Origin of the sequence: Rahnella sp. R3(2024), from assembly GCF_042920125.1 — a bacterium.
Classification (GTDB): domain Bacteria; phylum Pseudomonadota; class Gammaproteobacteria; order Enterobacterales; family Enterobacteriaceae; genus Rahnella; species Rahnella rivi.
Map to the genome: position 1 here is coordinate 74748 of NZ_JBHGBU010000001.1, position 25200 is coordinate 99947.

Sequence of the window (25200 nt, forward strand, 5' to 3'; positions counted from 1 at the left end):
CCAGCTCCGGTAGTGATCAAAGTAACGCCGGTGCAGCACAGCGGCTGCACCGGCGGAAATGCGCAGCGGGATCAGCCCACCGGATGCATTTTATGCGGTCCCGCCGGGCGGGCAATAAAGTCCGGGCTGTAGCGCTCAACGGACAAATCATCAGAGGGGATAGCCGGCGTCACGCCGGACATAATGTCTGACAGCAACTGGCCGGAGCCGCAGGCCATGGTCCAGCCCAGCGTGCCGTGACCGGTATTGAGGAACAGATTTTTGATGCGGGTGCGTCCGACAATCGGCGTGCCGTCCGGCGTCATCGGCCTCAGACCGGTCCAGAAAGTGGCCTGTTCGACATTGCCTCCGTTCGGGTATAAATCTTTCACCACCATTTCCAGTGTTTCGCGGCGCGCCTGCGCCAGCTTCAGGTTGAAGCCGACGATCTCCGCCATGCCGCCCACGCGGATACGGTCGTCAAAACGGGTGATAGCAATTTTGTAGGTTTCATCCAGCACGGTGGAAACTGGTGCAGAAGCGGGATCGGTAATCGGGATCGTCAGTGAATAGCCTTTCAGCGGATACACCGGGATCGACACCAGATCGGCCAGCAGCGCGGTGGAATAGGAACCGAACGCCACAACATAAGCATCCGCTTTAACGATGTCATTGCCGCATTGCACGCCGGTAATTTCGCCGTTTTCCACATGCAGCTTATCCACCGTGCGGTTAAATTCAAACACCACGCCGGCCTGACGCGCCATCTCCGCCAGCCTGCGGGTAAACATCTGGCAGTCGCCGGTTTCATCGTTTGGCAAACGTAACCCGCCGGTCAGCTTGTGCGCTACCTGTGCCAGCGCGGGTTCAGCGCTCGCCAGCTGCGCGGACTCCAGCAACTGATACGGCACGCCCGCGTCTTCCAGCACGGCGATATCTTTCGCGGCGCTTTCAAACTGCTGCGCGGTACGAAACAGTTGTAATGTGCCGCCCTGACGCCCTTCATACTGAATGCCGGTATCTTCGCGCAGCGCTTTCATGCAATCGCGGCTGTATTCTGCCAGCCGGACCATGCGGCCTTTATTGGTCTGATAATGGTTCATGTCGCAGTTGCGCAGCATCTGCCACATCCATTTGAGCTGGAACTGCGTGCCGTCGAGGCGGATCGCCAGCGGCGCGTGTTTCTGAAACATCCATTTCACCGCCTTGACCGGAACGCCGGGAGCCGCCCAGGGTGCCGCGTAGCCCGGTGAGATCTGCCCCGCATTGCCCGCGCTGGTTTCTTCTGCCGGGCCGGACTGACGATCGATAACCGTCACCTGATGACCCGCTTTTGCCAGATACCATGCACTGGCGACACCGACCACACCACTGCCTAAAATCACTACACGCATATCGACTCCACTCAACGCCCAAACAAAGCATAATATTCTGATGACAGGAAATTAACCTGACTGTTAAAAATCGCCAACACAGGCGTTCATAACCGTGAGTTGTTTCACAATTATTTATCGTTCATACCAGCAAATTTATCAATAGGCGGAAATAAATAACGATATCACGCAACATTTATGCTGCGCAGAGAGAAACTTATGGTTTTATGAAAGCAATGACAGCATTGCTGTCACTGAGTTTTAAGGCCATCAGCCCGGCTTTCATAACGGGCATTTATTCTTGCATACAAGCTATTTGTCAGAATAAACCACTACAAAGAAGTCGCGCGGTGATATTCCCTCATTTATTGCGCAGAACGCAGGGCAGACGCCTGTGGCGTTTATCACCCCGCTAAAATTTGCTGCAGATCACTTTTCCGGCCACGGGCGAAAAAATCTCCTACACTTCGATCGGTTCATGTTGAGCAACTTTTCATCCAGCCTGAGGGGACGATGTGTGAATAATTCAAACTTTCTGACACTTAAAGATGGTACGCAGTTGTTTTACAAAGACTGGGGAAGCGGGCAGCCGGTGGTGTTCAGCCACGGTTGGCCCCTGACTTCAGACGCCTTCGAAGATCAGATGCTGTTTCTGGCCAACAACGGTTATCGCGTGATTGCCGCCGACCGCCGCGGGCATGGCCGCTCCTCGCAGTCGTGGGACGGCAACACCATGGATCAATACGGCGATGATATGGCCGAGTTAACCGCGCACCTGGATCTGAAAGATGCGGTGCACGTCGGGCACTCTACCGGCGGCGGTGAAGTCGCCCGCTACATTGGCCGTCACGGCACCTCGCGCGTGGCAAAAGCGGTGCTGATCGCAGCGGTGCCGCCGATCATGATCAAAACGGATTTTAACCCGGACGGTTTACCCCTTTCCGTTTTTGACGGCATTCGCGACGGTGTGCAGAAAGACCGCTCTCAGTTCTTCCGCGATCTGCCCGACGCATTTTATGGTTTCAACCGTCCTGGTGCCGAGGTGTCCGAAGGGCTGCGCGAAAGTTTCTGGCTTCAGGGAATGCAGGGGTCCATCAAATCCCTGTATGACTGTGTGAAAGCGTTTTCGGAAACCGACCAGCGCGAAGATCTGAAAAAGATGACCATCCCGACGCTGGTCATTTACGGCGACGACGATCAAATCGTGCCGCCGGTGTCCTCCAGCGAAGCCGCGCTGAAACTTCTGCCGGACTGCAAAAGTAAAGTCTATGCGGGCGCATCGCATGGCCTGTGCAGCACGCACAAAGAGGAAATCAATCAGGATCTGCTGGCGTTTATCCGCATTTAACCCCCCGCAGCCCCTGAACGCCACCCCCGCCCTGCCCGCAGGGCGTTTTTTATCCGGCAACCCGCACGTTGACAGCGCGCAGACCGGGGGATATAGAATGGCAGAGGAATGGATTTCTGGTGTTTATCAGGCAGCAAAATCAGATTGAGCTACGATTATTAATGGACGTGCGAAATCTTAAGAAAAGGTTGTGAATCAAACACTCTGTAGCGTCCATAACTGAATGAGGGTGCGGCTTATGACGACAGTGACCCAAAAGAAAAATACTGAGGACAAACGTCTTAGCGATGGACCGGACTGGACGTTTGATTTGTTGCAAACCTATCTCGCTGAGATTGATCGGGTAGCGAAGTCTTACCGGCTGGACACCTATCCCCATCAAATCGAAATCATCACCTCCGAACAGATGATGGATGCCTACTCCAGCATCGGCATGCCCATCAACTACACACACTGGTCGTTCGGCAAAAAATTCATCGAAACCGAGCAACTCTACAAACACGGCCAGCAAGGTCTGGCGTATGAGATCGTCATCAATTCCAATCCCTGTATCGCCTATCTGATGGAAGAAAATACCATTACGATGCAGGCGCTGGTGATGGCTCATGCCTGCTACGGGCATAACTCTTTCTTTAAAAATAACTACCTGTTTAAAAGCTGGACCGACGCCAGTTCCATCGTCGATTATCTGCTGTTCGCCAAACGCTACATCAGTGAGTGTGAGGAGCGTTACGGTACTGATGAAGTGGAGCGGTTGCTCGATTCCTGCCACGCGCTGATGAATTATGGCGTTGACCGCTATAAACGTCCGCAAAAAATCTCGCTGCAGGAAGAGCTGGCGCGACAAAAAAGCCGCGAGGAATATCTGCAAAGCCAGGTGAATACGCTGTGGAAAACCCTTCCGCGCAAAGACGCCATCGATGCACCGGAACAGGCGCGCCGTTTCCCTTCCGAACCGCAGGAAAACCTGCTGTATTTCATGGAAAAAAATGCCCCGTTGCTGGAGCCATGGCAGCGCGAGATTTTACGCATCGTGCGCAAAATCAGTCAGTATTTCTATCCGCAGAAACAGACTCAGGTGATGAATGAAGGCTGGGCGACTTTCTGGCATTACACCATCCTCAATCATCTGTATGACGAGGGGAAAGTCTCTGACCGTTTCATCCTGGAATTCCTGCACAGCCACACCAACGTGGTATTCCAGCCGCCTTATAACAGCCCGTATTACAGCGGAATCAACCCGTATGCGCTGGGCTTTGCGATGTTCCAGGACATCAAGCGCATCTGTCAGGAACCGACCGAAGAAGATCATTACTGGTTCCCGGACATTGCCGGATCGGACTGGCTGACCACGCTGCATTTCGCGATGCGTGATTTTAAAGATGAGAGTTTCATCAGTCAGTTCCTGTCGCCGAAAGTGATGCGTGATTTCCGCCTGTTTACCGTGCTCGATGACGATCACAATAACTATCTGGAAATCGCGGCGATCCACAATGAAGAAGGCTACCGCGCTATCCGTCAGGAGTTATCAGCGCAATATAATCTGAGCAATCATGAACCTAACATTCAGGTGTGGAACGTCGATTTGCGCGGGGACCGTTCGCTGACGCTGCGTTATATCCCGCAGGATCGCGCGCCGCTGGATAAAAGCCGCCGCGAAGTGATGAAGCACGTTCATCGTCTCTGGGGCTTCGATGTGTTTATCGAGCAACTGAACGCCGACGGCAGCGTCGAACTTTTGGAGCGTTGCCCGCCGCGCCCTGCGCCGCTCTGACGGGCGAACGTCTGCGATGAAAAGAGTCGATTCAGGCATTAAAAAAGGGCGCTCAGCGCCCTTTTCTCATTTTACTGTTCAGACCTGACGGACTGGTTTTTTACTTCTTTTGATCGGTAAGATCACCCGGCATGGTGCCTTGCATACTGTGCCAGATTTCGCCGCTCTGACGGCCATAATTGCGCACGCAATCCACAATCTGCTCGTAACTTTTTTCGTGGCAGATGTCTGACAATTTCTTGTAGAACGCGATAGCCAGTTTACGGGCTTCAGGATTGGAGAAGTAATAACGCCCGACGCGCGTGTACAAACCGCGCAATCCGTTGATGATCAGACCGTAAATCGGATTGCCGGACGCAAACGCCAGGCCGCGGAAAATGTCGTAATCCAGCACGGTAAAGGCTTCGGCCTGGTCTTCAACCACCTCGGCGGTAGCCAGCACTTTCTGCGTCTCTTCCGGGTTAGTGCGCATCGCTTTGCGGATGAAAATTGTCGCGATATTGGTACGCACGGAAAGAAGATTGTCGATCAGCTGCGGAACACTGTCGTGATCCAGACGCGCCAGCGTTTCAAGAATATTCAGGCCGGAGGTTTCCCAGAAGTTGTTCACTTTCGTCGGCTTACCGTGCTGAATGGTCAGCCAGCCGTCGCGGGAAAGACGCTGTAACACTTCACGTAAGGTCGTTCGGGTTACCCCAATGAGTTCTGAAAGTTCTCTTTCAGCCGGTAAGATTGAACCGGGCGGGAACCGACTGTTCCAGATGCTTTCGATGATATACTCTTCGGCAAAACCGGCAGGACTTTGTGCCTTAATAACCATGTGTTTGTCGTTCCGTTTGGGGCATTTATTGGGGGTAAAGTTGAGCTCATCATACCAGATGAAAATCCCCGGTTATAGGCCGCAGTGACAGGCAATGTGGAAACTGTGCAGGGGTTGGCATAAATTTAAATTTTTGAATCACTTGTTGCCGCTGTCTGCCCCGTCATTGCTAAATTAATTATGATGCTATTTGATTAACCATTTGAAATATAAATGATAATAACAGGAGCCTTTGGGGAAATATGGATACCACCTTCACGCGCGCGTTTATAAAAAACTTTCTGGGTCAGTCTCCCGGTTGGTACAAAATCACTATTTTGGTCTTTCTGATTGTTAATCCGCTGGTTTTCTTCCTGGTCAGCCCCTTTCTGGCGGGCTGGTTACTGGTGGTGGAATTTATTTTCACCCTGGGCATGGCGCTGAAATGTTACCCGTTACAGCCCGGCGGTTTGCTGGCTATTGAAGCGGTGATGATCGGCATGACCAGCGCAGAGCGCATCCGTGAGGAGATCTCTGCCAATCTGGAAGTGATCCTGCTGTTGATTTTCATGGTGGCCGGAATCTACTTCATGAAGCAACTGCTGCTGTACGTTTTCACCAAGCTGCTGTTGAACCTGCGCAATAAAATCGCGCTTTCCCTGGCGTTTTGTTTTGCCGCAGCGTTTCTTTCCGCCTTCCTGGATGCGCTGACGGTGATCGCCGTGGTGATCAGCGTGTCGGTCGGGTTCTATTCCATTTATCACAACGTTGCCTCGAATCAGCCAGAAGACGCCGGAATCAGCGACGACAGCGCCTTTACCGGAAACTCGCAGCGTCAGGCAATCCTTGAGCAGTTCCGCGCCTTTCTGCGCAGCCTGATGATGCATGCCGGTGTCGGCACCGCGCTGGGCGGCGTGATGACCATGGTGGGAGAACCGCAAAACCTGATCATCGCCAAAAGTGCAGGCTGGCAGTTTGCCGACTTCCTGATCAGGATGTCGCCGGTCAGCGTACCGGTGTTTATCTGTGGGTTTATTGTCTGCGCGCTGGTCGAGCGTTTCCGCTGGTTTGGTTATGGCGCGCAGCTGCCGCAGCCGGTCTTTGAAGTCCTGAAAAAGTTCGACCAGAAAAACAGCGAAAACATGACGAAACAGGAGCAAATCAGGCTGGCCGTGCAGGCGCTGATCGGCGTCTGGCTGATTGCCGCGCTGGCATTTCATCTTGCCGAAGTCGGCCTGATCGGGCTTTCGGTGATCATCTTCGCCACCGCGTTCTGCGGCGTGACCGATGAACATGCCATCGGCAAAGCCTTCCAGGAATCGTTGCCGTTTACCGCCTTGCTGACCGTCTTCTTTGCCGTGGTCGCCGTGATCATCGAGCAGCACCTCTTCAGCCCGATCATTCATTTCGTTCTTCAGGCTGCCCCGTCGAACCAGCTGTCATTGTTCTATCTCTTTAATGGCCTGCTGTCGTCGGTGTCAGATAACGTGTTCGTCGGCACGGTTTACATTAACGAAGCCAAAGCCGCGCTGGAAAGCGGCGCTGTCAGCCTGCAACAGTTCGAGCTGCTGGCGGTGGCGATCAACACCGGCACCAATCTGCCGTCGGTGGCGACGCCTAACGGCCAGGCGGCATTTCTGTTCCTTCTGACGTCTGCGCTTGCGCCGTTGATCCGCCTCTCTTACGGAAGAATGGTGTGGATGGCGCTGCCTTATACGGTAGTGATGACGCTGGTCGGCCTGCTGTGCGTGCAATACCTGCTGCCGGGAATGACGGAGTGGTACACGCAGATGGGATGGATTTCGCTGGCCTGATAGCACAGGCGCAAGACCCGGTAATTTCTGATGCGTATGCCGTGGAGGAAATTACCGAAATTAAAAGTCGAATTCTCCGAATTCACGCAATTATTTACCTAATTTTCATGCAGACAGGCTGGCAGCGGGAAGCAATTGGTTTACACTGCGTCTCAGTAGCTAACTGCAGGGAAAAAATTTCTATGTTGCAATATCTTAACCGCTGCTCACAGGGACGCGGTGCCTGGCTTCTGATGGCACTGACCGCGCTGATCCTTGAGCTGGTTGCGCTCTATTTCCAACACGTCATGTTGCTTCAACCATGCGTGATGTGTATTTACGAGCGTTGTGCTTTGCTGGGTATTCTCGGTGCCGGTCTGGTGGGTGCCATCGCGCCTGCTACCTGGTTGCGTTATGCCGGTATTCTGATTTGGTTATACAGTGCTTACGAAGGGATCCGCCTGTCATGGGAACACACCATGATCCAGCTGCACCCCTCTCCGTTTGCCACCTGTGATTTCGCCGCGCGCTTCCCGACCTGGCTGCCTCTGGACAAATGGTTCCCTGGCATGTTCGTTGCCACCGGTGACTGTGCAGAAAAGCAGTGGGAATTCCTGACACTCGGCATGCCACAGTGGCTGGTCGTGGTGTTCAGCGTATTTATGATTATCGGTGTGCTGGTGCTGCTCGCTCAGTTTGTGAAGCCGAAACGCCGCGATTTGTTTGGCCGTTAATCTGCAAATACCGTTCTGAATTAAGCGCCTGCGGGCGCTTTTTTTCGTCTGAGCAACCATAAACCGGTGCACACCTGCCATGCGGTGATGGTGTAAACCGACAGGCGTTCAATCAGGCCTGTTGGCAGTACGTCCAGCGAAATCGTCATCATGCTGATGAGGCCAATGCAGCCGGACAGCAGACTCAGCGCCGAAAATATCTCCCACCCTGAAATACCGCGCTTCATCCACCCTGCGCTCAGCAGGCAGACATTTCCGCCAGCGATCGCCAGCACGGCGCCCGTCTGATGCAGCGTCACGCCGCCGGTACCACCGCCGCTGTGAAAGAGTGCGATGAGCACGCCGCCCACGCCGTGCAGCAGCCCGAAAAACAGAAACAGCGCCTGCCCCTTTTCATGAAACACTGCCCTTAACAGCCAGCAGGCGATGAAAAATAAAACGCCTTCCAGCGCAAATCCGCTGTTCATCAGACCATGAAGCGGGGAGCAAATGTCGCGTCCGTCCGCCGTCATACCACAAGATGCGATCCCCAAATCACTGATGTAATTCTGACGATAAGAATAGTCAGGTGCGCGCCACGCCAGCGCACTGATTTTCTCCGCCGCGACATACTGCAATCCGCCCAGCGCCAGGCAGAGCGCCCCGCCTTTTTGCCACCCTGTGAGTGTCTGCATCCGCACCTTCTCTCTGACCTGATGCTGTGATTCTAGCGTAAGTTCAGGCAGTTGCCCGCGGGGCAAAAAAAAGCGTCCAGTTAGCGCTCAGTTTTCCTGAACGCTAACGGACGCCTTTTTGATAACTTTGATCAGCCTTCCGTGGGGTGAACCCTGTGGAATAAATAATGCAGCTTCTATGCCAACTCACTGTGAAATCACAAACACCTGATTTGTCAGTGCTTTGACTACAAGCTGCAAGATCACAGCTTTACTTTTTGCACACTTTATCGACATTTAATCAACAAATTCCCTGTTGATGTGCAGCGTTGATAAAAAGTGCAACGTCGGTGATACCTGTATTACTGTCAAAATTACTCTTTCGTAATCGAATCGAGATACAACTGGCTACCCGCCACATTCTGGCTTGCGCCCTTCACGTTATCGCGGATTGCCACCAGCAATTTACTCTGTAGCGCCACAACAAACGGTGAACTGCGTTGCAACTCGCGCTGTAAATCTGCATAGAGCGCTTTACGTTTGGTCGGGTCGGACTCTGCCGCTGCCGCACGCGTTTGTTTACTGATTTCCGGGATCACCCACTGAATGCGCTGCGCCAGGGTTTTTGGCCCGTTGGGCACGTTATAAGCGAAGGTACTGGCGTTGGTGTTCGGATCGAGATAATCCGCGCCCCAGTAGGTGAAGATTGACTGGAATTTATGCGCCCGCATGCGGGTCAGCACATCGCTTTCCACCAGCGGATGCACCACAAGATTGATATCGGCTTTGGCAAAACTGGCCTGCAACGCCTGAGCAATATCGGAATACGGTGGCTGGTTAATGACGATCAAATCGATTTTAGTCCCCGGCGCAATTCCGCCTTTGCTGAGAATCGCTTTGGCTTTTGCCACGTCATATTTAAACGGCTGATCGTCAATCGCCCCCGCCAGACCGTCCGGCAGGAAGGTCTGATGAATGCCGTATTGCCCTTTCAGCAGTTCGGTTGAAATCCCCTGATAATCCACCAGCCAGCGGGCCGCTTCCCACAGTGCAGGATTCGCCAGCGCCGGTTGGGTGGTGTCACCGACATTAAACGCCAGATAGAACACCTTCGCCGCCGGGAACTGCGCCACGTGCACGCCCTTCTCGTTTTGCAGCGAGCTGAACTGATCCGCACCTAAATCATAGGCCACATCGGCGTCGCCATTGACCACCAGCAGACGACGGGTGGACGGATCGCCCACGTTTTTGAACAGTACGTTCTCAAGCCTGGCCAGCGGTTTCGCGTTCGGATTACGTTTAAAGATCAGCGCTTCGTGCGGCACATAGTTACGCACTACATAGGCGCCGCTGCCCGCCGAACGGGAGCGCAGCCAGCTGTTACCGAAATCGTCTTTATCGGTGTGTTCTTTCAGCAATTTGCTGTCGACGATCCCCGCCACCGGTGCAGAGAGAATACTCAGCACCAGACCGCTGCCGATATCCGCAGGCCAGGTCAGCTGCACTTTATCGTCAGCCAGTTTTTTCAGATTGCCGTCAACATTTTCCGGCGTCCATCCCAGCTCTCCAAGAATAAACGACGGGCTTTTATTGAGTTTAACGACGCGGGTAAACGAATAGATCACATCATCGGCGGTGACCGGATTGCCGCTGGAAAATTTCAGTCCCGGCTTGAGGGTGAAAATCAGGCTACGCCCGTCCGCCCCCGCCTGCCAGCTGGCGGCGATATCGGGATCGAGCTGGTCCGGATGCTGGCGGTCAGACACAACCAGTTGCTGATACAGGTTAACCAGATTGCCGGAGCTGACGGTTTCAAAACTTTCCGCCGGATCCAGACTGATGATCCCTTCCAGCGATCCCGCCACCACCAGCGTATCGGCTGGCGTCGCCGCATCCACACGGGTTACCGCCATCATGAGTAAAAATAACAGGGAAGGCACTCGTACTTTCATTAAGGTCGATCTCCACAGATGAAAAGACATTTTTTTCGAGTGTAGACGGGCAACCTCAGCGCAAGAACCATCAATAAAAGCTTTGTTATTTAATAAATTAGATTTAGCTCAAAACATATCCCTTGGCCATATGCACCGCACGATCACACATATGATCGATCACGTCGGCATCATGGCTGACCAGCAACATGGTCAGATCCCCTGCGGATTTTAAATCGTTGAGCAGGTTGAGGATTTCTGCCTGCACCGACATATCCAGGGCGGAGGTCGGTTCATCAAGCAGCAACAGCTTTGGTTTGAGCAATAAAGCACGCACAATCGCGACGCGCTGACGCTGTCCGCCAGAGAGCTGATGCGGATAGCGTTTCATCAGCGCCGGATCCAGCCCGACCTGCCGGAAACCTTCGGCAATTTTTTGCTCAATGTCCTGCTCTTTGATGATTTTCAGTGGCTCTGCCAGCGTGCGCAGCAGTTTATGTTTCGGATGCAGCGAGGCATACGGATCCTGAAAGACCATCTGCACGTCGCGGCGCAGGCTGCCGGTAAACGGTTTGCCGGGTTTGACCTGCTGCCCGAGCAGCGTCAGGCTGCCGTCCCACTGGCCGTTCAGACCCGCCAGCACCCACAGCAGCGACGATTTACCGCAACCGGACGGCCCCACCAGACCGAAGCATTCGCCCTTGTTGATGGTCAGATTCACGTTATGCACCACGGTGCGCACTTCATGCCCCATACGGTGGGAAACGCTTAACTGTTGCAGTTCAGCGATAGCTTCACTCATGGCGAGGCTCCTTTTTCAGCGACGCCAGAAGCTCGCGATCCAATACCGGCAGACGTTCGCCGTGAGTAAACTTACTCGGACGACACGACCAGAGCGTCTGCGTGTACGGATGCGTGGCATGCGCCAGCTGGTCCGCCGCAAGTTCGTCCAGCAGTTCGCCTTTGTACATCACCAACACGCGCTCACAGTAGTGCGCCACCTGTTGTAAATCATGGCTGATCAGAATCAGCCCCATGTTACGTTGCTCGACTAAACGCTCGATAAGCCCCAACACCTGTTCACGCATGTCAAAATCCAGCGCCGACGTCGGTTCATCTGCGATCAGCCATTGCGGATCGTTGATCAGCGCAATCGCCAGCATCACACGCTGCCCCATGCCGCCGGAAAGCTGATGCGGATATTGCTGTTGCAGAAATGCCGGATTCGGCAGGCCGACGGCGCTGAGCATCTCCGTCACTTTTTCCTGGCGCTCTTTGCGCCCGAGACGGGTATGCAGGCGCAGCGGTTCTTCCACCTGCTTGCCGATTTTTTGCGTCGGGTTCAGCGCATGTTTGGGATCCTGCATCACCATCGAGACGCGGTTACCGCGCAAACGGCTCCACTCGCGCTCTTTCAGCGTGGTCAGATCGTTATCGCCCAGCGTCAGCTGCGTCGCGCGCATCTGACAAGGGTGTGGCAGCAAGCCCATCAGCGCGCGGGCGGTGAGGGATTTACCGGAACCGGATTCCCCGACCAGCGCCACACGCTCCTGCCCGACGTTCAGGGAGAGCGATTTCACCAGCTCTACCGGACGTTCGCCCGGCAGCCAGATGGTCATATCCCTGGCAATCAGCCGGTCGTTTTGCAGCGTTTTGGCATGATTGTGTTTTTGATGAAGAGAGAGCGCATCAGTTGCCATGTCGTGGATCCATTTTGTCACGCAGGCCATCGCCCAGCAGGTTGAAAGCCAGGCTGGCAAACAGAATTGCCCCGCCCGGTGCAGCGGCGACCCACCACTGATCGAAAATCACTTTACTGCCCTCAGCCACCATCGAGCCCCATTCGGCGGTCGGCGGCTGAATCCCCATGCCGAGGAAACCCAGACCGGCAGACGCCAGAATGATGCCGCCCAGGCTGAGTGCCGCACGCACTACCGCGCTTGGCAGACACAACGGCAGAATATGGCCGAACATCAGCCGGAAACCGCCAATGCCCTGCATGCGCGCGGCTGCCAGATAATCACTGCGGCGCAGCGCCAGCGTTTCCGCCCGCGCCTGACGCGCAAACGGCGGCCAGCTGGTAAATGCCAGCGCCAGCGCACCGTTCATCAGGCCGGGGCCGAGGATGGCGACCAGCGCCAGCGCCATCACCAGACTCGGCAGTGACATCACGATATCGGTCAGGCGCATCACAATACGCTCAAACCAGCCACCGATGTAACCGGCACTGATGCCTATCAGCAAACCGACCGGAATGGTCAGCAACAGGATCAGCGAAACCAGCAGCAATGTCGGACGCGCGCCGTACACCACGCGCGAAAGCAGATCGCGGCCAAAACCGTCAGTGCCCAGCCAGTAGGCGTGCGAAGGCGGCAGCAGGCGCAGTTCGATGTGCTGAATATTCGGGTCAAAGGGTGCAAGCCAGGGGGCCAGCAGCGCGGTCAGCACCAGAATCACCACCAGCACCGTGCCGATGGAAAGTGTGGTAATGCGCCGCGCAGGTTTCCAGACGGGCGTGTCGGCCTCAGCCTCAACCTGCGTCGGTTGTTCGGGGATCATTTGTGTCATAAGCAGCCACTACCGGGTTCGCGGATCGAGCAGATAAGTAAGGGCGTCAGCCAGCGCATTAAGCAGCACGAAACAGGTGCCGATCAGCAGCGTAGCGCCAAGAATTGCCGGGGTATCGGCGGCGAACAGTGCTGTAGTCAGATAACGTCCGACGCCCGGCCAGGCAAACACCGTTTCAGTCAGAACCGCACCTTCCAGCAGGCTGGCGTAGGAAAGCGTCAGCACGGTAATCAGCGTCCCCAGCACGTTGGGAAACACATGGCACAGCAGCACGCGCACCCTGCCCGCGCCTTTCGAACGCGCCAGAATCACATACTCTTTGTTCATTTCACCGAGCATCGAGGCTCGCAGCAGACGGGTAATCCCGGCCATCGACAGCATCGCCAGCACCGTCACCGGCAACCATAAATGGCTGATGGCGTTGTAGAACATGTCGCGGTCGCCGGAAAGCCAGGTATCGATCAGCACAAAACCAGTACGCGGCGTCATGGTGTACATATACACATCGTCAAGACGCCCCGGCCCGCCAGCCCAGTGCAGCACGGCGTAAAACAGCAACAGGCCGAGCAGGCTCAGCCAGAAAATCGGTACGGAATAGCCGAGCAGCGACACCAGTCGCGCCACGTTATCCAGCCAGCTTCCCGGCTTCCACACCGCCAGTAACGCCAGCAGAATGCCGAAACTCCCGCCGAGCAGAATGGCGCAGGTCGCCAGTTCCACCGTTGCCGGGAAGGTGCGCATCAGATCGCTGGCAACCGGCTGGGCGGTGATGCGGGAAATCCCCATATCGCCATGCGCCAGATGATCGAGATACCGGGCGAACTGCACCGGCACCGACTGATCAAGCCCTAAATCGCGACGCACCTGGGCATAGGTGGCTTCGCTGGCGTGATCGCCTGCGACCTGCAACGTCGGGTCAATCGGCGCGAGATGGGAAAGCGTAAAGGTGAACGCCAGCAGGCCGAGCAACGTCAGCGCCAGCGAAATCACGCCGGTCAGCAGACGGCCTGACCAGCGCCAACCCTGCCGGACGAATCCGGCGGGTGTTGAACTGTCTGTCATTACTTGGTGACCTTGCTGTAGAAGACCATGTCAGGGTTGATGCCCTGCACGTACCCTTTGATGTTGTCACGCACAGCAATCAGGCTTTTGGCTTGCAGGCCGATGACGAACGGTGAGTTCTTCTGCACTTCCAGTTGCAGCTGACGGTAATCCGCCACGCGTTTGGCCTGATCCGGTTCCGCGATGGCGGCCAGCGTCAGTTTGTTCAGTGCAGGAATTGACCAGTTAGCGCGCCATGCCAGCGTTTTGCTGCCGTCTTCCGGGTTGAAGGCAAACGCCGAGGCGTTGGTGTTCGGGTCAAAGTAATCCGGGCCCCATGAAGACATGTACGCGTCGTAATCATGTGACTTCACTTTGGTGGAAATCTGCTGACTCAGACCCGGATCCAGTTTCACGGTCACGCCACCCTGCGCGAAACTGGCCTGCAACGCCTGGGCAATATCGAGATACGGTGGCTGATTAGAGGTGGAAAGCGTAAAGCTGACGTTAGTCAGACCGGCCTTCGCCAGAATCGCTTTGGCCTTCGCCGGATCATAGGTGTATGGCGTGTCGTTTACGGCGCCGAGGTAACCTTCAGGCAGGAATGACTGATGCACCTGGAACTGATTTTTCATCAGGTCGTGGGCGATGTGGTTGTAGTCGAACAGATAACGCGCCGCTTCCCAGAAGGCCGGGTTGCCCAGCGCCGGGGAGGCTTTGGCGTTGAACTGCATGAAATACAACGAGGCGTAAGGGATAGCCAGCGGTTTCACCCCTTTCTTCCCTTCGAGCGCGGCCATCTGGTCTGAACCGAGGTTACGCGCCATATCGGCATCGCCCTGCTCAATCAGCAGACGGCGGGCCGCAGGATCAGGCACGTTTTTGATCAGGATGGTTTTCAGCTTCGGCGCGCCTTCAGGCGACGTCGGGTTAGCCGCCAGGATCACCACTTCATGCGGGATATAATTGCGGATCTGGTACGGACCGGAACCGGCGGAATGGTTGCTCAGCCACTGGTGGCCCAGATCATCCCCTGCGGCATTGGTTTTCACCAGTTTGCTGTCCACGATGGAAGACACCGGCGCAGACAACAGGCTCAGCACGAAAGACGGGCTGACGTCGGCGGTCCAGCTGATTTTTACGTGCTGATCGTCGATTTTGGTCAGGAAGGTATCGACGTTTTTGTCGTTCCAGCCCAGCTGCGTCAGGATAAATGACGGCTCAAGATTCAGTTTCACCACGCGGGACAGAGAGAAAATGACGTCATCGGCAGTCAGCGGGTTGCCACTGGCAAAGGTCGCTTTCGGTGACAGCGTGAACGTCAGGCTGCGGTTATCTTTTGCCGCTTCCCAGGAGGTCGCCAGCGTCGGTTTTAAATCGATCGGATTGGTCGGGTCAGACTGCACCAGACGCTGATAAATGTTATTGAAAGCCTGCACCGTCGTCAGCTCAAAACCCTGAGCCGGGTCGAAGCTGGAGGTATCATCAATGGACTGAGCGATCACCAGTGTGTCCGGCGGTGTGGCTGCCTGAACAGAGAAAGTAGCCGCAATAGCCGTAAACAGGACGGACGGTAATAAAGCTTTCATCAAGACAGACTCTCCAAAGTAGCGAAATTGCTCTTATTTAATAACCAATACACGGAGTGTAAAGTTTCTTCAACTCCCCAGAAAGTCTGATAAATACTATCGTTATGCGAATTTTGCATAACGTTATCTGATTGGTTATTAAAGCGACGGAATGCGGGCTGGCAGGGAATTGTTACTGTACAAAAGTGGGAGAAATACTCCCTTTCGCCGTGTGGGAAAGGGAGTGACTCAAAATCAGAAGTCGTAGGTCGCGGAAAGCTTGAATTCGCGCGGATCGCCCTGCGTCAGATAACCGCCGGTGGCAGAGGCCCAATACTTCTCGTTGGTGACGTTTTCCAGATTGGCGCGCCAGGTCAGCGTGCTCTGCCCGACAGGCATGGCATAGCGCACGCCGAGATCAAGACGCGTCCAGCCATCCACTTTCAGTTTGTTGGCTTCGTCCGCATACTGCGAACCAGAACGGATCACTTTACCGGTCGCGGTCACGCCGCTGCCGCCGGGAATATCCCACTCTCCGCCCACCACCCACTGATAACGCGGCACACCGACGGCATCGTTTCCATCATAGGTGCCGCCCTGCGTTTTGGTCATTTCCGGGTTCATCCAGGTCACGCTGCTGTTGACGCGCACACCCAGCACCGGCTCACCAAAGACGTTCAGCTCGACCCCACGGTTTCGTACTTCACCGTAGTTGCCGTAGGTATAACCCTCGCCGGTTGCGCGGTACATGCCAATCGGTTTTTTGATTTCGTACAACGCCAGTGAACCCGCCACGCGACCAAAATCGGCTTTCACACCCACTTCGTTTTGTTTCGACGTTTCGATGCCGCTCACCTGCCCGCCGTTGGTGACGATGCTGCCGTTATAGGTGGTGCCTGCGGTTTCGCCCGCCTGTAAGGCTTCGATGTGGTTGGCGTAGAAGGAGTAGTGTTCCCACGGCTTGACCACCAGACCGAAGGCTGGCGTCACTTTCATTTCGTCAAATGACGTATTTTCTGACCCGTCGTAATTGTAGTTTTTCACCACCACGTTCTGGCGGCGTAAACCGGCAATAAACTGCAGACGATCGTCGAGCACGGACATCGTGTCAGACAGCGAAACGCCGTAAGTCCGGGTGCGGTTACGCACCAGCGGATCGCTCATGTCGCCGCCTTTGTACAAGTTGGTCAGCGGTTCACTGTAATCAACGGGGTCGTAAATGTTGGTCCTGATCGATGCCGCCGTCATGGTGTAGGCAGTTTTGTATTTGCGGTACAACGTCGAGACACCGAGGTTCACGCTATGGTTGACGAATCCGGTGTCGAACTTACCGCGAACGCCTGCCTGTGAAGATAAGCTGTCGGCAAAATAGGGTACCGTCATGCGGCTCATGGTGGCGTTGCCGTCATTGTCCTGCAACGTCGGCGAACTGTATTTACCAAATTCGTGCGTATGGTTGGCGCCGGCTGCCGCGTAGACAGTCCAGTTATCGGCCACGTCATACTCGCCTTTCAGCATGCCGAATTCGTTTTCCATATCGGTCGAGGCATATTGCTGGCCGTAATTGCCGGTGGCAGAAGGCACGTCAGGGATTTTAGTGGCTTTGCCGAGATACACCACCGGACGCCCGCCGTGGACACTGGTTTTGCTCATCCCGAAATCCAGTGAGGAACGAAAGCGGTCGCCGCGGTAGTCCAGCCCGAGAGAGCCAAGCGTCAGACGACGTTTTTCATCATCGATCGCGCTTTCTCCTTCGCGATGAACGGCGTTTACCCGCACGCCCCACTGGTTGTTATCACCAAAACGGCGGCCAACATCCACTGCGCCGCCCACCTGGGAAGACGACGTGTAATCGACCGATACGCGGTTAATTGCGGTATCCGTGGCGCGTTTTGGTTCAATGTTGACGTTCCCGCCCACGCCGGTGCCGCCCGGAGGTACGCCGTTGAGGAAGGCGCTGGAGCCTTTGAGCAGTTCCACGCGATCGGCAAATTCCATGGGCAAGATCTGGCGTGGCAGTACGCCGTACAGGCCGCCGTACGAAATATCATCGCCGGAGAGTTCAAAACCGCGGATGACAAACGTTTCTGAATAATTGCCATAACCGTAGCCAGTTTGCACCGCAGCATCGTTATTCAGCACATCGCCCAGCGTACGGCTCTGCTGATCCTGAATCAGCTTGTCAGTAAAGCTCACCACGTTAAACGGCACATTCATGGCGTCCTGCTCGCCGAGGATCCCCAGACGCCCGCCGTTGGCGATCTGCCCGTCGAGGTAAGCAGGAACAGTGTCGTTGCCGCCCGATGTGAAAGTTTGCGGTGCCGCGCTGATGGTAATGGTGTCACCCTCTTTCGCCGGTGCGGTCGCGGGAGCCGCGAAGGCAGGCAGCGTCAGCATTCCCAGCGCAGCAGAAATGACGGCGGGTAACATTTTGCGTTTAAAAACAGGCGTACACGGTGAAACAGAAGAGTGAAAAATTTCACTTTGAGTATGCATGAGAGTTCCCTGAAAAGTTCAAATGGTAATAGTAATAATTATCAAAACGATTTGAATTATGCTGATCGGGACTCTAATTGCAACCGACTTCGGTGTAATAACCTCAGGGTAAACAGGATGTTAAAAAGGTTATTTATTGTGGATTAGGAATTTTATTATTCGTCAGGCGGGTAATTCACTGAAATCAGGGGAATAAATAATACGGAAGGAAAACAGACTGCGTATGGACATCACGCAGCCTGCAAAACGTAAACGACAGCGTCAGCTCAGGCCGGGCACATCGAAGCCGGGAGAAACCGCCAGCAGCATACGCACCTGCTTCACCAGTTCACTCATGCAGTCATCGCGCATACCGTAGCTTTCAAGCTCTTTCTCAAGGGCAAACAAGTATTGCGCATTGGTGCCCAACGGGCCACTCGCCCTGGCGATCAGCGGCGCAATGATCTGATAATCGGTGTCCGCTTCGTACTGAGGGTGCGAGGGATCCATAATAAACACCAGCGCAGTGACGATGCGCCCGTCATCGAGCGCCAGTTCGCACCAGGTCGGGCGGTAGCAGCCGGTGAGCATTTCACGCTTCCACAGCAGCTCCAGCTCCTCGTGCAGCTTATCTTCCGGCAGGCGGAATGCCAGGCCGGTCGTCTGGCCGCCGTCACGCAGCGCCAGCATACGTCCCGGCTGCGCGTGGGTGCCGCGCCCTGCCGTCAGGCGTAAACAGAATGCACGATGATAACCGTGCAGAGTGGCAGGCCGTGCCTCTTCCGAGTCGAAGACCGGGTTCCACATCAGCGAGCCATAACCAAAAATCCACACAGGACTGTTGTCAGGGCGTCTCGCCAGCGTGCAATCGAGTGAGGCGGCGCGTTGTTCGGAGGTTAATAACATCGATTCGTCGATGCTGCCGAATGCTGTCTTACAATCTGCGTTACGCAGAAAATCTCGGGTTAACATTCATTCCCTCCTTCATTACGACGTACTTTTGAACATGCCATGCTGTTGACGCTGTGTTCTCCGTTATCGCGGTTAGTGATGGTCTGCGGGGCGATCAGGTTTAAGATTTTTGGTATACCCCACTCTTTGAAACCTTATTCGTTTCTCTCGTTGCAATCAAGGTTGAGAACGATCACAAAACGAAAATAAAGTGATTATTTTATGAACATTGTATGAATGTTGAATTTTAGGCGGGAATATCACAGATAAACCGACAAGATCTGCCTCGCCGCAAGACCGGTGCTACGCTTGCGGGAGGCAATGCACAGGCCGCGTGTGAATCGCCTTATCTGAGCGAAAAAAGCGGTTTTTCACCTGTTCAGCCTGTGGGTATCGTGATTATTTACATAAGTTGACGCAATGCCTCCATAAGGTAAATATGAAAATCCAATTGCTTGATTACTATTGTTTTAATTATTTAACACGGCAAGTTAAGTCTGTGGATAATCGCCTTTAATTCGCCACACCTGCTGATAAACAGGCAGTACGTCGTTTTTTTGTGGTTAACCTGCATTATTTTCTGTTAATAGATTAATTTATCTACTATACTTAACAGGTTACACCATTACGCGACAGCGCGTTTTTACTGATAACCGACGGACAGGCGGTTATTGTTTTCTTCGTGACACCCGCTTTGCAGGGTCACGCATGTTTATAAGGAGAAAAATCATCATGGTGTCGTCTCAGGAACATCCCAAAATCAAAACCCGCCATCAGGAATATTCCCTGATTTTTCCCATTGCCGCCCTTATCGTCCTGGTTTTTTGGGGCAACAGCAGTAACTTTCCATCAGTCGTTGGTATCAATCTCATTGCTCTGGTGGGGATCCTTGCCAGTGCATTCAGCGTAGTGCGTCATGCGGACGTGCTGGCACACCGTCTTGGCGAACCTTATGGCTCGCTCATCCTCAGCCTTTCAGTGGTCATCCTCGAAGTCAGCCTGATTTCTGCCCTGATGGCGACCGGTGATGCCGCTCCCGCGTTGATGCGTGACACCTTATTCTCGATCATCATGATCGTCACTGCCGGCCTGGTGGGCGTTGCCCTGCTGCTGGGCGGTCGTAAATTTGCGACTCAGTACGTTAATCTTGGTGGTATCAAACAATATCTGATGGCGATTTTCCCGCTGGCCGTTATCGTGCTGGTTCTGCCTGCTGCGCTGCCCGGCGGTAACTTCTCCACCACGCAGGCTCTGTTTGTCGCCGTGATTTCCGCCGCCATGTACGGCGTGTTCCTGCTCATTCAGACCAAAACGCATCAGAGCCTGTTTATTTACGAGCACGAAGATGACGATGAAGAAAGCGGCCACGGAAAGCCCTCTTCCAAAAGTAATCTGACGCACACCTTATGGCTTATCGTGCATCTGGTGCTGGTTATCGCCGTCACTAAATTCAATGCCAATCCGCTGGAAAGCCTGCTGACTGAACTGAACGCCCCTGCGCAGTTCACCGGTTTCCTGGTGGCGCTGTTGATCCTCTCCCCTGAAGGGCTGGGCGCGCTGAAAGCGGTGCTGCAAAACCAGGTACAGCGTGCGATGAATTTGTTCTTCGGCTCGGTGCTTGCGACCATTTCCCTGACCGTTCCGGCGGTGACCGTGATTGCCACCCTCACCGGTCAGGACCTGATTTTCGGCCTCGACCCGGCGAACATCGTGGTGATGCTGGCGGTGCTGATCCTGTGTCAGATTTCATTCTCGACCGGACGTACTAATGTCCTGAACGGAACGGCGCATCTGGCCTTATTCTGTGCCTATATGATGATTATTATGCTTTAACCCTGGCAGATAAACGCCATAACAAGAAAGGCCGCTCATCGGAGCGGCCTTTTTATTGTCATCAATTCGGTCATTTATGGGGAATTAATTATGAGTAAGCATTCAGCGTTCTCTGGCACAACTCAGAGCGCACGCAATCCTGTTTACCAAACTTAATGATGCCCACCATTTCGTCTTCTTCGAAACGGGATAATGCATCGCTGAGCCCTGATACTACGCCACGTGGTAAATCACACTGGGTAATATCACCATTCACAATCACCGTCACATTTTCACCCAGTCGGGTCAGGAACATTTTCATCTGACTGGCGGTGACATTCTGCGCTTCATCCAGAATAACCACTGCGTTTTCGAAAGTGCGTCCGCGCATGTAAGCAAAAGGCGCAATTTCCACTTTCCCAATTTCCGGCCGCAAACAATATTGCAGGAATGAAGATCCCAGGCGACGTAATAAGATGTCGTAGACCGGGCGGAAATAAGGGGCAAACTTCTCTGAAATATCGCCTGGCAGGAAACCGAGATCTTCATCGGCCTGCAATACCGGACGTGTCACAATAATCCTGTCGATTTCTTTGTGAATTAATGCCTCAGCTGCTTTCGCAGCGCTGATGAAAGTTTTGCCGCAACCGGCTTCACCCGTGGCAAAAATTAACTGCTTATTCTCTATGGCTGATAAGTAATGACCTTGAGCTTCGGTACGTGCTTCGATTACGGAGTGGTCGCGTGTATCCCGTGCCATTCCAATCGATTCCAAACCGCCCATCTGTACCAGTGATGTCACAGATTCTTCCTCGCGCTGGCGGTGACTGCGTGAGTCGCTACGAATGACTCGTTTTGCTTCACGGCGAGCTTTGATCACTGCTTTCTGTCTTCCCATAGTGGCACCTTACAGTTTGATTCACTTAACGCTAAGGCGGTTTCCCGCACGGTTATGTTTCACTCACAAATGAGGTTTTGGTCTCCTTTTAGACCAATTGAAGCCAATGAATAACGTGAAGAGGAAAATCGATCCCATTGATTAAGAAATAATCTCCTGGCTGTTTTCTTTTCACGAAGAGGCATTGTCAGTAATGAACTGAATGTCAATAATGACAAACCGCTGACCCGCACAATAAAATTGCCAGAATTAAAGCCAATGCTGTTCGCACCAGTGTGAAAGAGTCTCCCGGATTTAGGAGAAGAAGAGTCAGTTAAAGAACAGGGTTGTTGTTGCGTGGATGAAAACATCAGTGAAGAAAGATAGGAATATGCTGAAAATGCGTGACGGAATAATAAAGAGTCGGAAGCCTTGCCCTCGTTTGCAGTGACGCGACAACAACGAGTGAATGAGTGAAGCCTGTTATTTACTCTCACCAGCCCAAACAAGGACTTTACCATTCGCGCTCCCCGCAGTGTTATTAACGGCATTGGCCGTACACTCAGAAAAACCTTTTACAGTGCTGCTCAAAAACCTATTTACCGTACCACTCAAAAACTATCGCGCTATGATTTCAGTATAATGACAGCTGAAATAAATGCGTTACTAAAATGTAAAAAAATTTGTAGTCTTCGTCAACAGGATCTTGAGGATCTTTTTGGGATCCTCCCTCAGGTTATTTTTCCCCGCTGATTTTACTGCATAAGGTAAAGCAGGCGATCGACCCGCTGACGGCGAAAAGGATCGGAATTAAAAAGTCATGATCAACCCGCGTAAACTCCATAATCAGCACCACGGCAGTTAACGGCATTTTCATTGAAGAGGCCAGAAACGCCGCCGCCCCGATAATGGCAAAGGCGCCAAGCGAGGTGCCGGGCCAGAACATATTCCACACGGCACCCAGAATACAGGCCAGCAGCGCGCCGTTAGACAGCCCTGGCGTCAGCAATCCGCCCTGCGCACCGGCGCGCAGCGTACTCCAGGTGATCACCAGTTTGCCGGTCAGCACCGTTGCCGCCAGCACCACGGTGATCTGATTATCAAAACTCAGCTGTGCTGGCCCCTTCCCGTTGCCCAGCAATTGCGGCAACCAGCCCGCCAGAATGCCGATGAACGCAAAGTTCAGCAGATTGAAAATAATCAGCCGGGCATCGCGCGGTGCCTGCGCTTTTGCGCGATTGGTCATGCGCGTAAACCCGTATGCGGCCACGCCAAATACCGGCCCCATCACCACTGACCAGACCATCAGTGAGGGCGTGGTATTCAGTTGCATCAGATGATACTGCGATTCATTGCCAAGCCCGATCCACGCCACCAGCGCCGCAATGGAGGAAGTCGCGATAGCCGGTAACAGTAACCGCCAGCTGAACGCGCCGAGCAACACTTCAAGTACAAACACCGCGCCACCCAGCGGTACGTTATACACCGCCGCCAGCCCGGCGCCTGCCCCGCAGGCAATCATGATCTGCGTTTCACGCACCGTCAGGCTGAACCGCCCGGCCAGCCAGCTGGCAGACACCGCCCCGATCTCGCGCGGCGCGACTTCTCGCCCGAGCGGCGAACCGAGCGCCACGGTAATAATTTGCAGCAACGCATGGAGCGTGGTGCTGACAAGAGGCATACGCGGTTGATCAGATTTCACCGCCGCCGCAATGCTGACCAGCGGCTTGCCCCAGCGGTAAAGCGCCCACCAGCCGAACCCCGCCACGGCGCCACACAAGACCAGCACCGCCAGACGCCGCGAGCGCGTTGCCTCGCTGACACCCTGTAAAAAGCTTTCGTTGCTGATGATAAAGTCGGGGCTATAGCCAAACGCAAGGTGCTGGATGAAATGCAGCAGCAGCGCCAGCAGCATGCCGCCGAGACCGGCCAGAATGCCGGTACACAAAGTGGCTGCGGTCAGCCGCCATAACGGGCTGGTTTCTGCGGGAGGATTCAATTGGGGCATGTCAGGGTTTCACTGATTCTGTTGATGTTAGATGAACAGATTACACAAACTCAGTTAAACCGCGCATCAGCCAGAGGGCATTTTCCACAACAAATTTTTCACAATCGCGTGGTCACAATCGCGTGGTCACAACGCACAGCGGGACTCCTCCTTCCGGCAGGAAGGAGGAGCAAGCATTACGCCTCGATCAGCGTTTGCCCGAGATAATGTTTCTCATCCTGCACACCTGGCAGCGTGAAGAAGAAACCGCCGCCTGTCGGGCGGATATACTCTTCGAGCGGTTCGCCGTTCAGGCGTTTTTGTACCGTGAGAAAGCCTTTTTCCAGATCGTGCTGGAAGCAGACGAACAGCAGGCCCATCTCCAGTTGGCCGGAATTGGTGACGCCCAGAGAATAGCTGTATCCACGACGCAGCATCAGATTATCGTCAGTGGCTTTGGTGCGCGGATTAGCCAGACGAATATGCGCATCCAGTGGGATCACCTTCCCTTCCGGGTCTTTAGTGTAATCCGGCACGTCGTGCTCTTTTTCCATGCCCAGCGGCGCACCTGTGGCCTTGTGGCGGCCAAAGATGGTCTGCTGCTCCTGCAACGGCGTGCGGTCCCAGAATTCGACATGGAACGGGATAATCCGGGTGGCCTGATAGCTGCCGCCGACGGTCCACGCGGGTTCGCCCTGATCGGCGGTAACCCAGATGGCTTTGTCCATCAGCGCCTTGTCTTTACTGTCAGGATTGGCCGTGCCGTCTTTGAAGCCCAGCAGATTGATCGGCGTTTCTTTGCCCTGGCTGCGCGCAGCGTGGGACGAAATAAACCCGTCGCGGCGCCAGCGCACGCTGAGCAAATCCGGCGTGTATTTGATGATGTCACGCAGCGCATGAACCACGGTATCGCTGTTGTTGGCGCAAATTTGCAGCAGCAAATCGCCGTGGCAAAGTTTGGCATCAAGAGAATCGTTCGGGAAACGCGCCATGCGCTGAAGTTTCAGCGGCTTGTGCGCGGCCAGCCCAAAACGTTCATCGAACAGGGAATCACCGGCGGAGAGCGTCAGGGTGAGATTATCCGGATAAATCTCGCTGCCCATGACGCCGGAATCCATCGGCGGGAATTTAGGATCCACAGAAGGCGCGGTGCCACCGGTGGTCAGGAAGCTGAAACGGGTGTCGAGCAGCCGGAACAGACGTTCCAGATCGGCCTTCGTTGTCGCCAGCACATCAAACGCCACCAGCATCATCGACGCCTGTTGTGGCGTCAGAATACCGGCCTGATGTTCACCATAATAAGGCTGCCTGCCCCAGCGTTCGTCCGGGGACACCGTACCTGGCGTGTACTCTGGTTTTGCACCGGGTGTTTTTTCGGCCTGCACAGTGGATGCGCCGCCCAGGGCAAATGCCCCGCCTAACAATCCCACGCCTTTGAGCAAACTGCGGCGTGAAGAAGAAACGTCATCCTGATTATTGTTTTTATGACTCATTACTCTGCCTCGGAAATTTAAAAGCGCCCGTCCCGGTCAGGGGA

General features: G+C 54.4%; 19 protein-coding genes. 5 read left to right on the forward strand and 14 right to left on the reverse strand.

What is annotated here, in order from left to right; translation table 11 throughout:
• Nucleotides 1–71: 71 nt before the first annotated feature.
• Nucleotides 72–1373 carry a D-amino acid dehydrogenase gene (locus tag ABSH60_RS00300; RefSeq protein ID WP_122095203.1) on the reverse strand — a complete coding sequence of 434 codons (1302 nt, stop codon included), beginning with the start codon at nt 1371–1373 and terminating at the stop codon, nt 72–74.
• 457 nt (nt 1374–1830) lie between these two features.
• On the opposite strand from ABSH60_RS00300, the gene ABSH60_RS00305 reads away from it, so the two are divergent.
• Both ABSH60_RS00305 and ABSH60_RS00310 read left to right on the forward strand, forming a co-directional pair.
• Nucleotides 1831–2700: an alpha/beta fold hydrolase gene (locus ABSH60_RS00305; RefSeq protein WP_390972198.1), complete on the forward strand. Its 870-nt coding sequence runs from the start codon at nt 1831–1833 to the stop codon at nt 2698–2700.
• Between the two features lie 238 nt (nt 2701–2938).
• Nucleotides 2939–4474 (forward strand): SpoVR family protein, encoded by a 1536-nt coding sequence (locus ABSH60_RS00310; protein WP_056770281.1) that lies wholly within the window; start codon nt 2939–2941, stop codon nt 4472–4474.
• A 100-nt stretch (nt 4475–4574) separates the two neighbouring features.
• On the opposite strand, the gene fadR is transcribed toward ABSH60_RS00310, so the two are convergent.
• The gene (gene fadR / locus ABSH60_RS00315; protein WP_056770278.1) at nt 4575–5294 is read right to left on the reverse strand and encodes a fatty acid metabolism transcriptional regulator FadR; all 720 of its coding nucleotides are present in this window, start codon (nt 5292–5294) and stop codon (nt 4575–4577) included.
• 242 nt (nt 5295–5536) lie between these two features.
• Here fadR and nhaB point away from each other — a divergent pair, with 242 nt between their 5' ends.
• Together nhaB and dsbB are read left to right on the forward strand one after the other, a co-directional pair.
• Complete coding sequence (gene nhaB / locus ABSH60_RS00320) at nt 5537–7087, forward strand: Na(+)/H(+) antiporter NhaB (protein WP_390972201.1); 1551 nt, start codon at nt 5537–5539, stop codon at nt 7085–7087.
• Nucleotides 7088–7269: 182 nt separating this feature from the next.
• The gene (dsbB, locus tag ABSH60_RS00325; RefSeq protein WP_136376655.1) at nt 7270–7800 is read left to right on the forward strand and encodes a disulfide bond formation protein DsbB; all 531 of its coding nucleotides are present in this window, start codon (nt 7270–7272) and stop codon (nt 7798–7800) included.
• A 20-nt stretch (nt 7801–7820) separates the two neighbouring features.
• Here the strand turns inward: dsbB and ABSH60_RS00330 are convergent, their stop codons facing one another.
• The 9 genes from ABSH60_RS00330 to ABSH60_RS00370 all read right to left on the reverse strand — a co-directional run bounded on the left by ABSH60_RS00330 (nt 7821) and on the right by ABSH60_RS00370 (nt 19008).
• On the reverse strand, nt 7821–8474 hold the full coding sequence (locus tag ABSH60_RS00330; protein WP_390972203.1) for a DUF998 domain-containing protein: 654 nt from the start codon (nt 8472–8474) through the stop codon (nt 7821–7823).
• 353 nt (nt 8475–8827) lie between these two features.
• The gene (locus ABSH60_RS00335) at nt 8828–10405 is read right to left on the reverse strand and encodes an ABC transporter substrate-binding protein (RefSeq protein WP_056770266.1); all 1578 of its coding nucleotides are present in this window, start codon (nt 10403–10405) and stop codon (nt 8828–8830) included.
• 103 nt (nt 10406–10508) lie between these two features.
• Nucleotides 10509–11186: an ABC transporter ATP-binding protein gene (locus ABSH60_RS00340; RefSeq protein WP_056770263.1), complete on the reverse strand. Its 678-nt coding sequence runs from the start codon at nt 11184–11186 to the stop codon at nt 10509–10511.
• Nucleotides 11179–12084, reverse strand: a complete 906-nt coding sequence (locus tag ABSH60_RS00345) for an ABC transporter ATP-binding protein (protein WP_371414284.1) — start codon at nt 12082–12084, stop codon at nt 11179–11181. The genes ABSH60_RS00340 and ABSH60_RS00345 overlap by 8 nt, the downstream gene beginning before the upstream one ends.
• The gene (locus ABSH60_RS00350; RefSeq protein ID WP_390972206.1) at nt 12074–12952 is read right to left on the reverse strand and encodes an ABC transporter permease subunit; all 879 of its coding nucleotides are present in this window, start codon (nt 12950–12952) and stop codon (nt 12074–12076) included. Before ABSH60_RS00350 ends, ABSH60_RS00345 begins: the two co-directional genes overlap by 11 nt.
• Before the next feature lie 9 nt (nt 12953–12961).
• A complete protein-coding gene (locus tag ABSH60_RS00355; RefSeq protein ID WP_056770260.1) occupies nt 12962–14014 on the reverse strand; it encodes an ABC transporter permease in 1053 nt (350 codons plus the stop codon).
• Nucleotides 14014–15582 (reverse strand): ABC transporter substrate-binding protein, encoded by a 1569-nt coding sequence (locus ABSH60_RS00360; RefSeq protein WP_122095193.1) that lies wholly within the window; start codon nt 15580–15582, stop codon nt 14014–14016. Before ABSH60_RS00360 ends, ABSH60_RS00355 begins: the two co-directional genes overlap by 1 nt.
• Before the next feature lie 234 nt (nt 15583–15816).
• On the reverse strand, nt 15817–18057 hold the full coding sequence (locus ABSH60_RS00365) for a TonB-dependent siderophore receptor (protein WP_390972209.1): 2241 nt from the start codon (nt 18055–18057) through the stop codon (nt 15817–15819).
• A 261-nt stretch (nt 18058–18318) separates the two neighbouring features.
• A complete protein-coding gene (locus ABSH60_RS00370; RefSeq protein ID WP_056770253.1) occupies nt 18319–19008 on the reverse strand; it encodes a gamma-glutamylcyclotransferase in 690 nt (229 codons plus the stop codon).
• 711 nt (nt 19009–19719) lie between these two features.
• Between ABSH60_RS00370 and chaA the strand changes: the two genes are divergently transcribed.
• Nucleotides 19720–20820 carry a sodium-potassium/proton antiporter ChaA gene (gene chaA / locus ABSH60_RS00375; RefSeq protein ID WP_390975640.1) on the forward strand — a complete coding sequence of 367 codons (1101 nt, stop codon included), beginning with the start codon at nt 19720–19722 and terminating at the stop codon, nt 20818–20820.
• Between the two features lie 88 nt (nt 20821–20908).
• Here the strand turns inward: chaA and phoH are convergent, their stop codons facing one another.
• The 3 genes from phoH to efeB form a co-directional block, all read right to left on the reverse strand.
• Nucleotides 20909–21697, reverse strand: a complete 789-nt coding sequence (gene phoH, locus ABSH60_RS00380) for a phosphate starvation-inducible protein PhoH (RefSeq protein WP_056770246.1) — start codon at nt 21695–21697, stop codon at nt 20909–20911.
• Nucleotides 21698–22412: 715 nt separating this feature from the next.
• Entirely contained in the window at nt 22413–23684 is a 1272-nt protein-coding gene (locus ABSH60_RS00385) for a chloride channel protein (protein WP_390972211.1), read from the reverse strand.
• A gap of 176 nt (nt 23685–23860) precedes the next feature.
• Nucleotides 23861–25156 carry an iron uptake transporter deferrochelatase/peroxidase subunit gene (gene efeB, locus ABSH60_RS00390; protein WP_056770238.1) on the reverse strand — a complete coding sequence of 432 codons (1296 nt, stop codon included), beginning with the start codon at nt 25154–25156 and terminating at the stop codon, nt 23861–23863.
• Nucleotides 25157–25200: the final 44 nt, after the last annotated feature.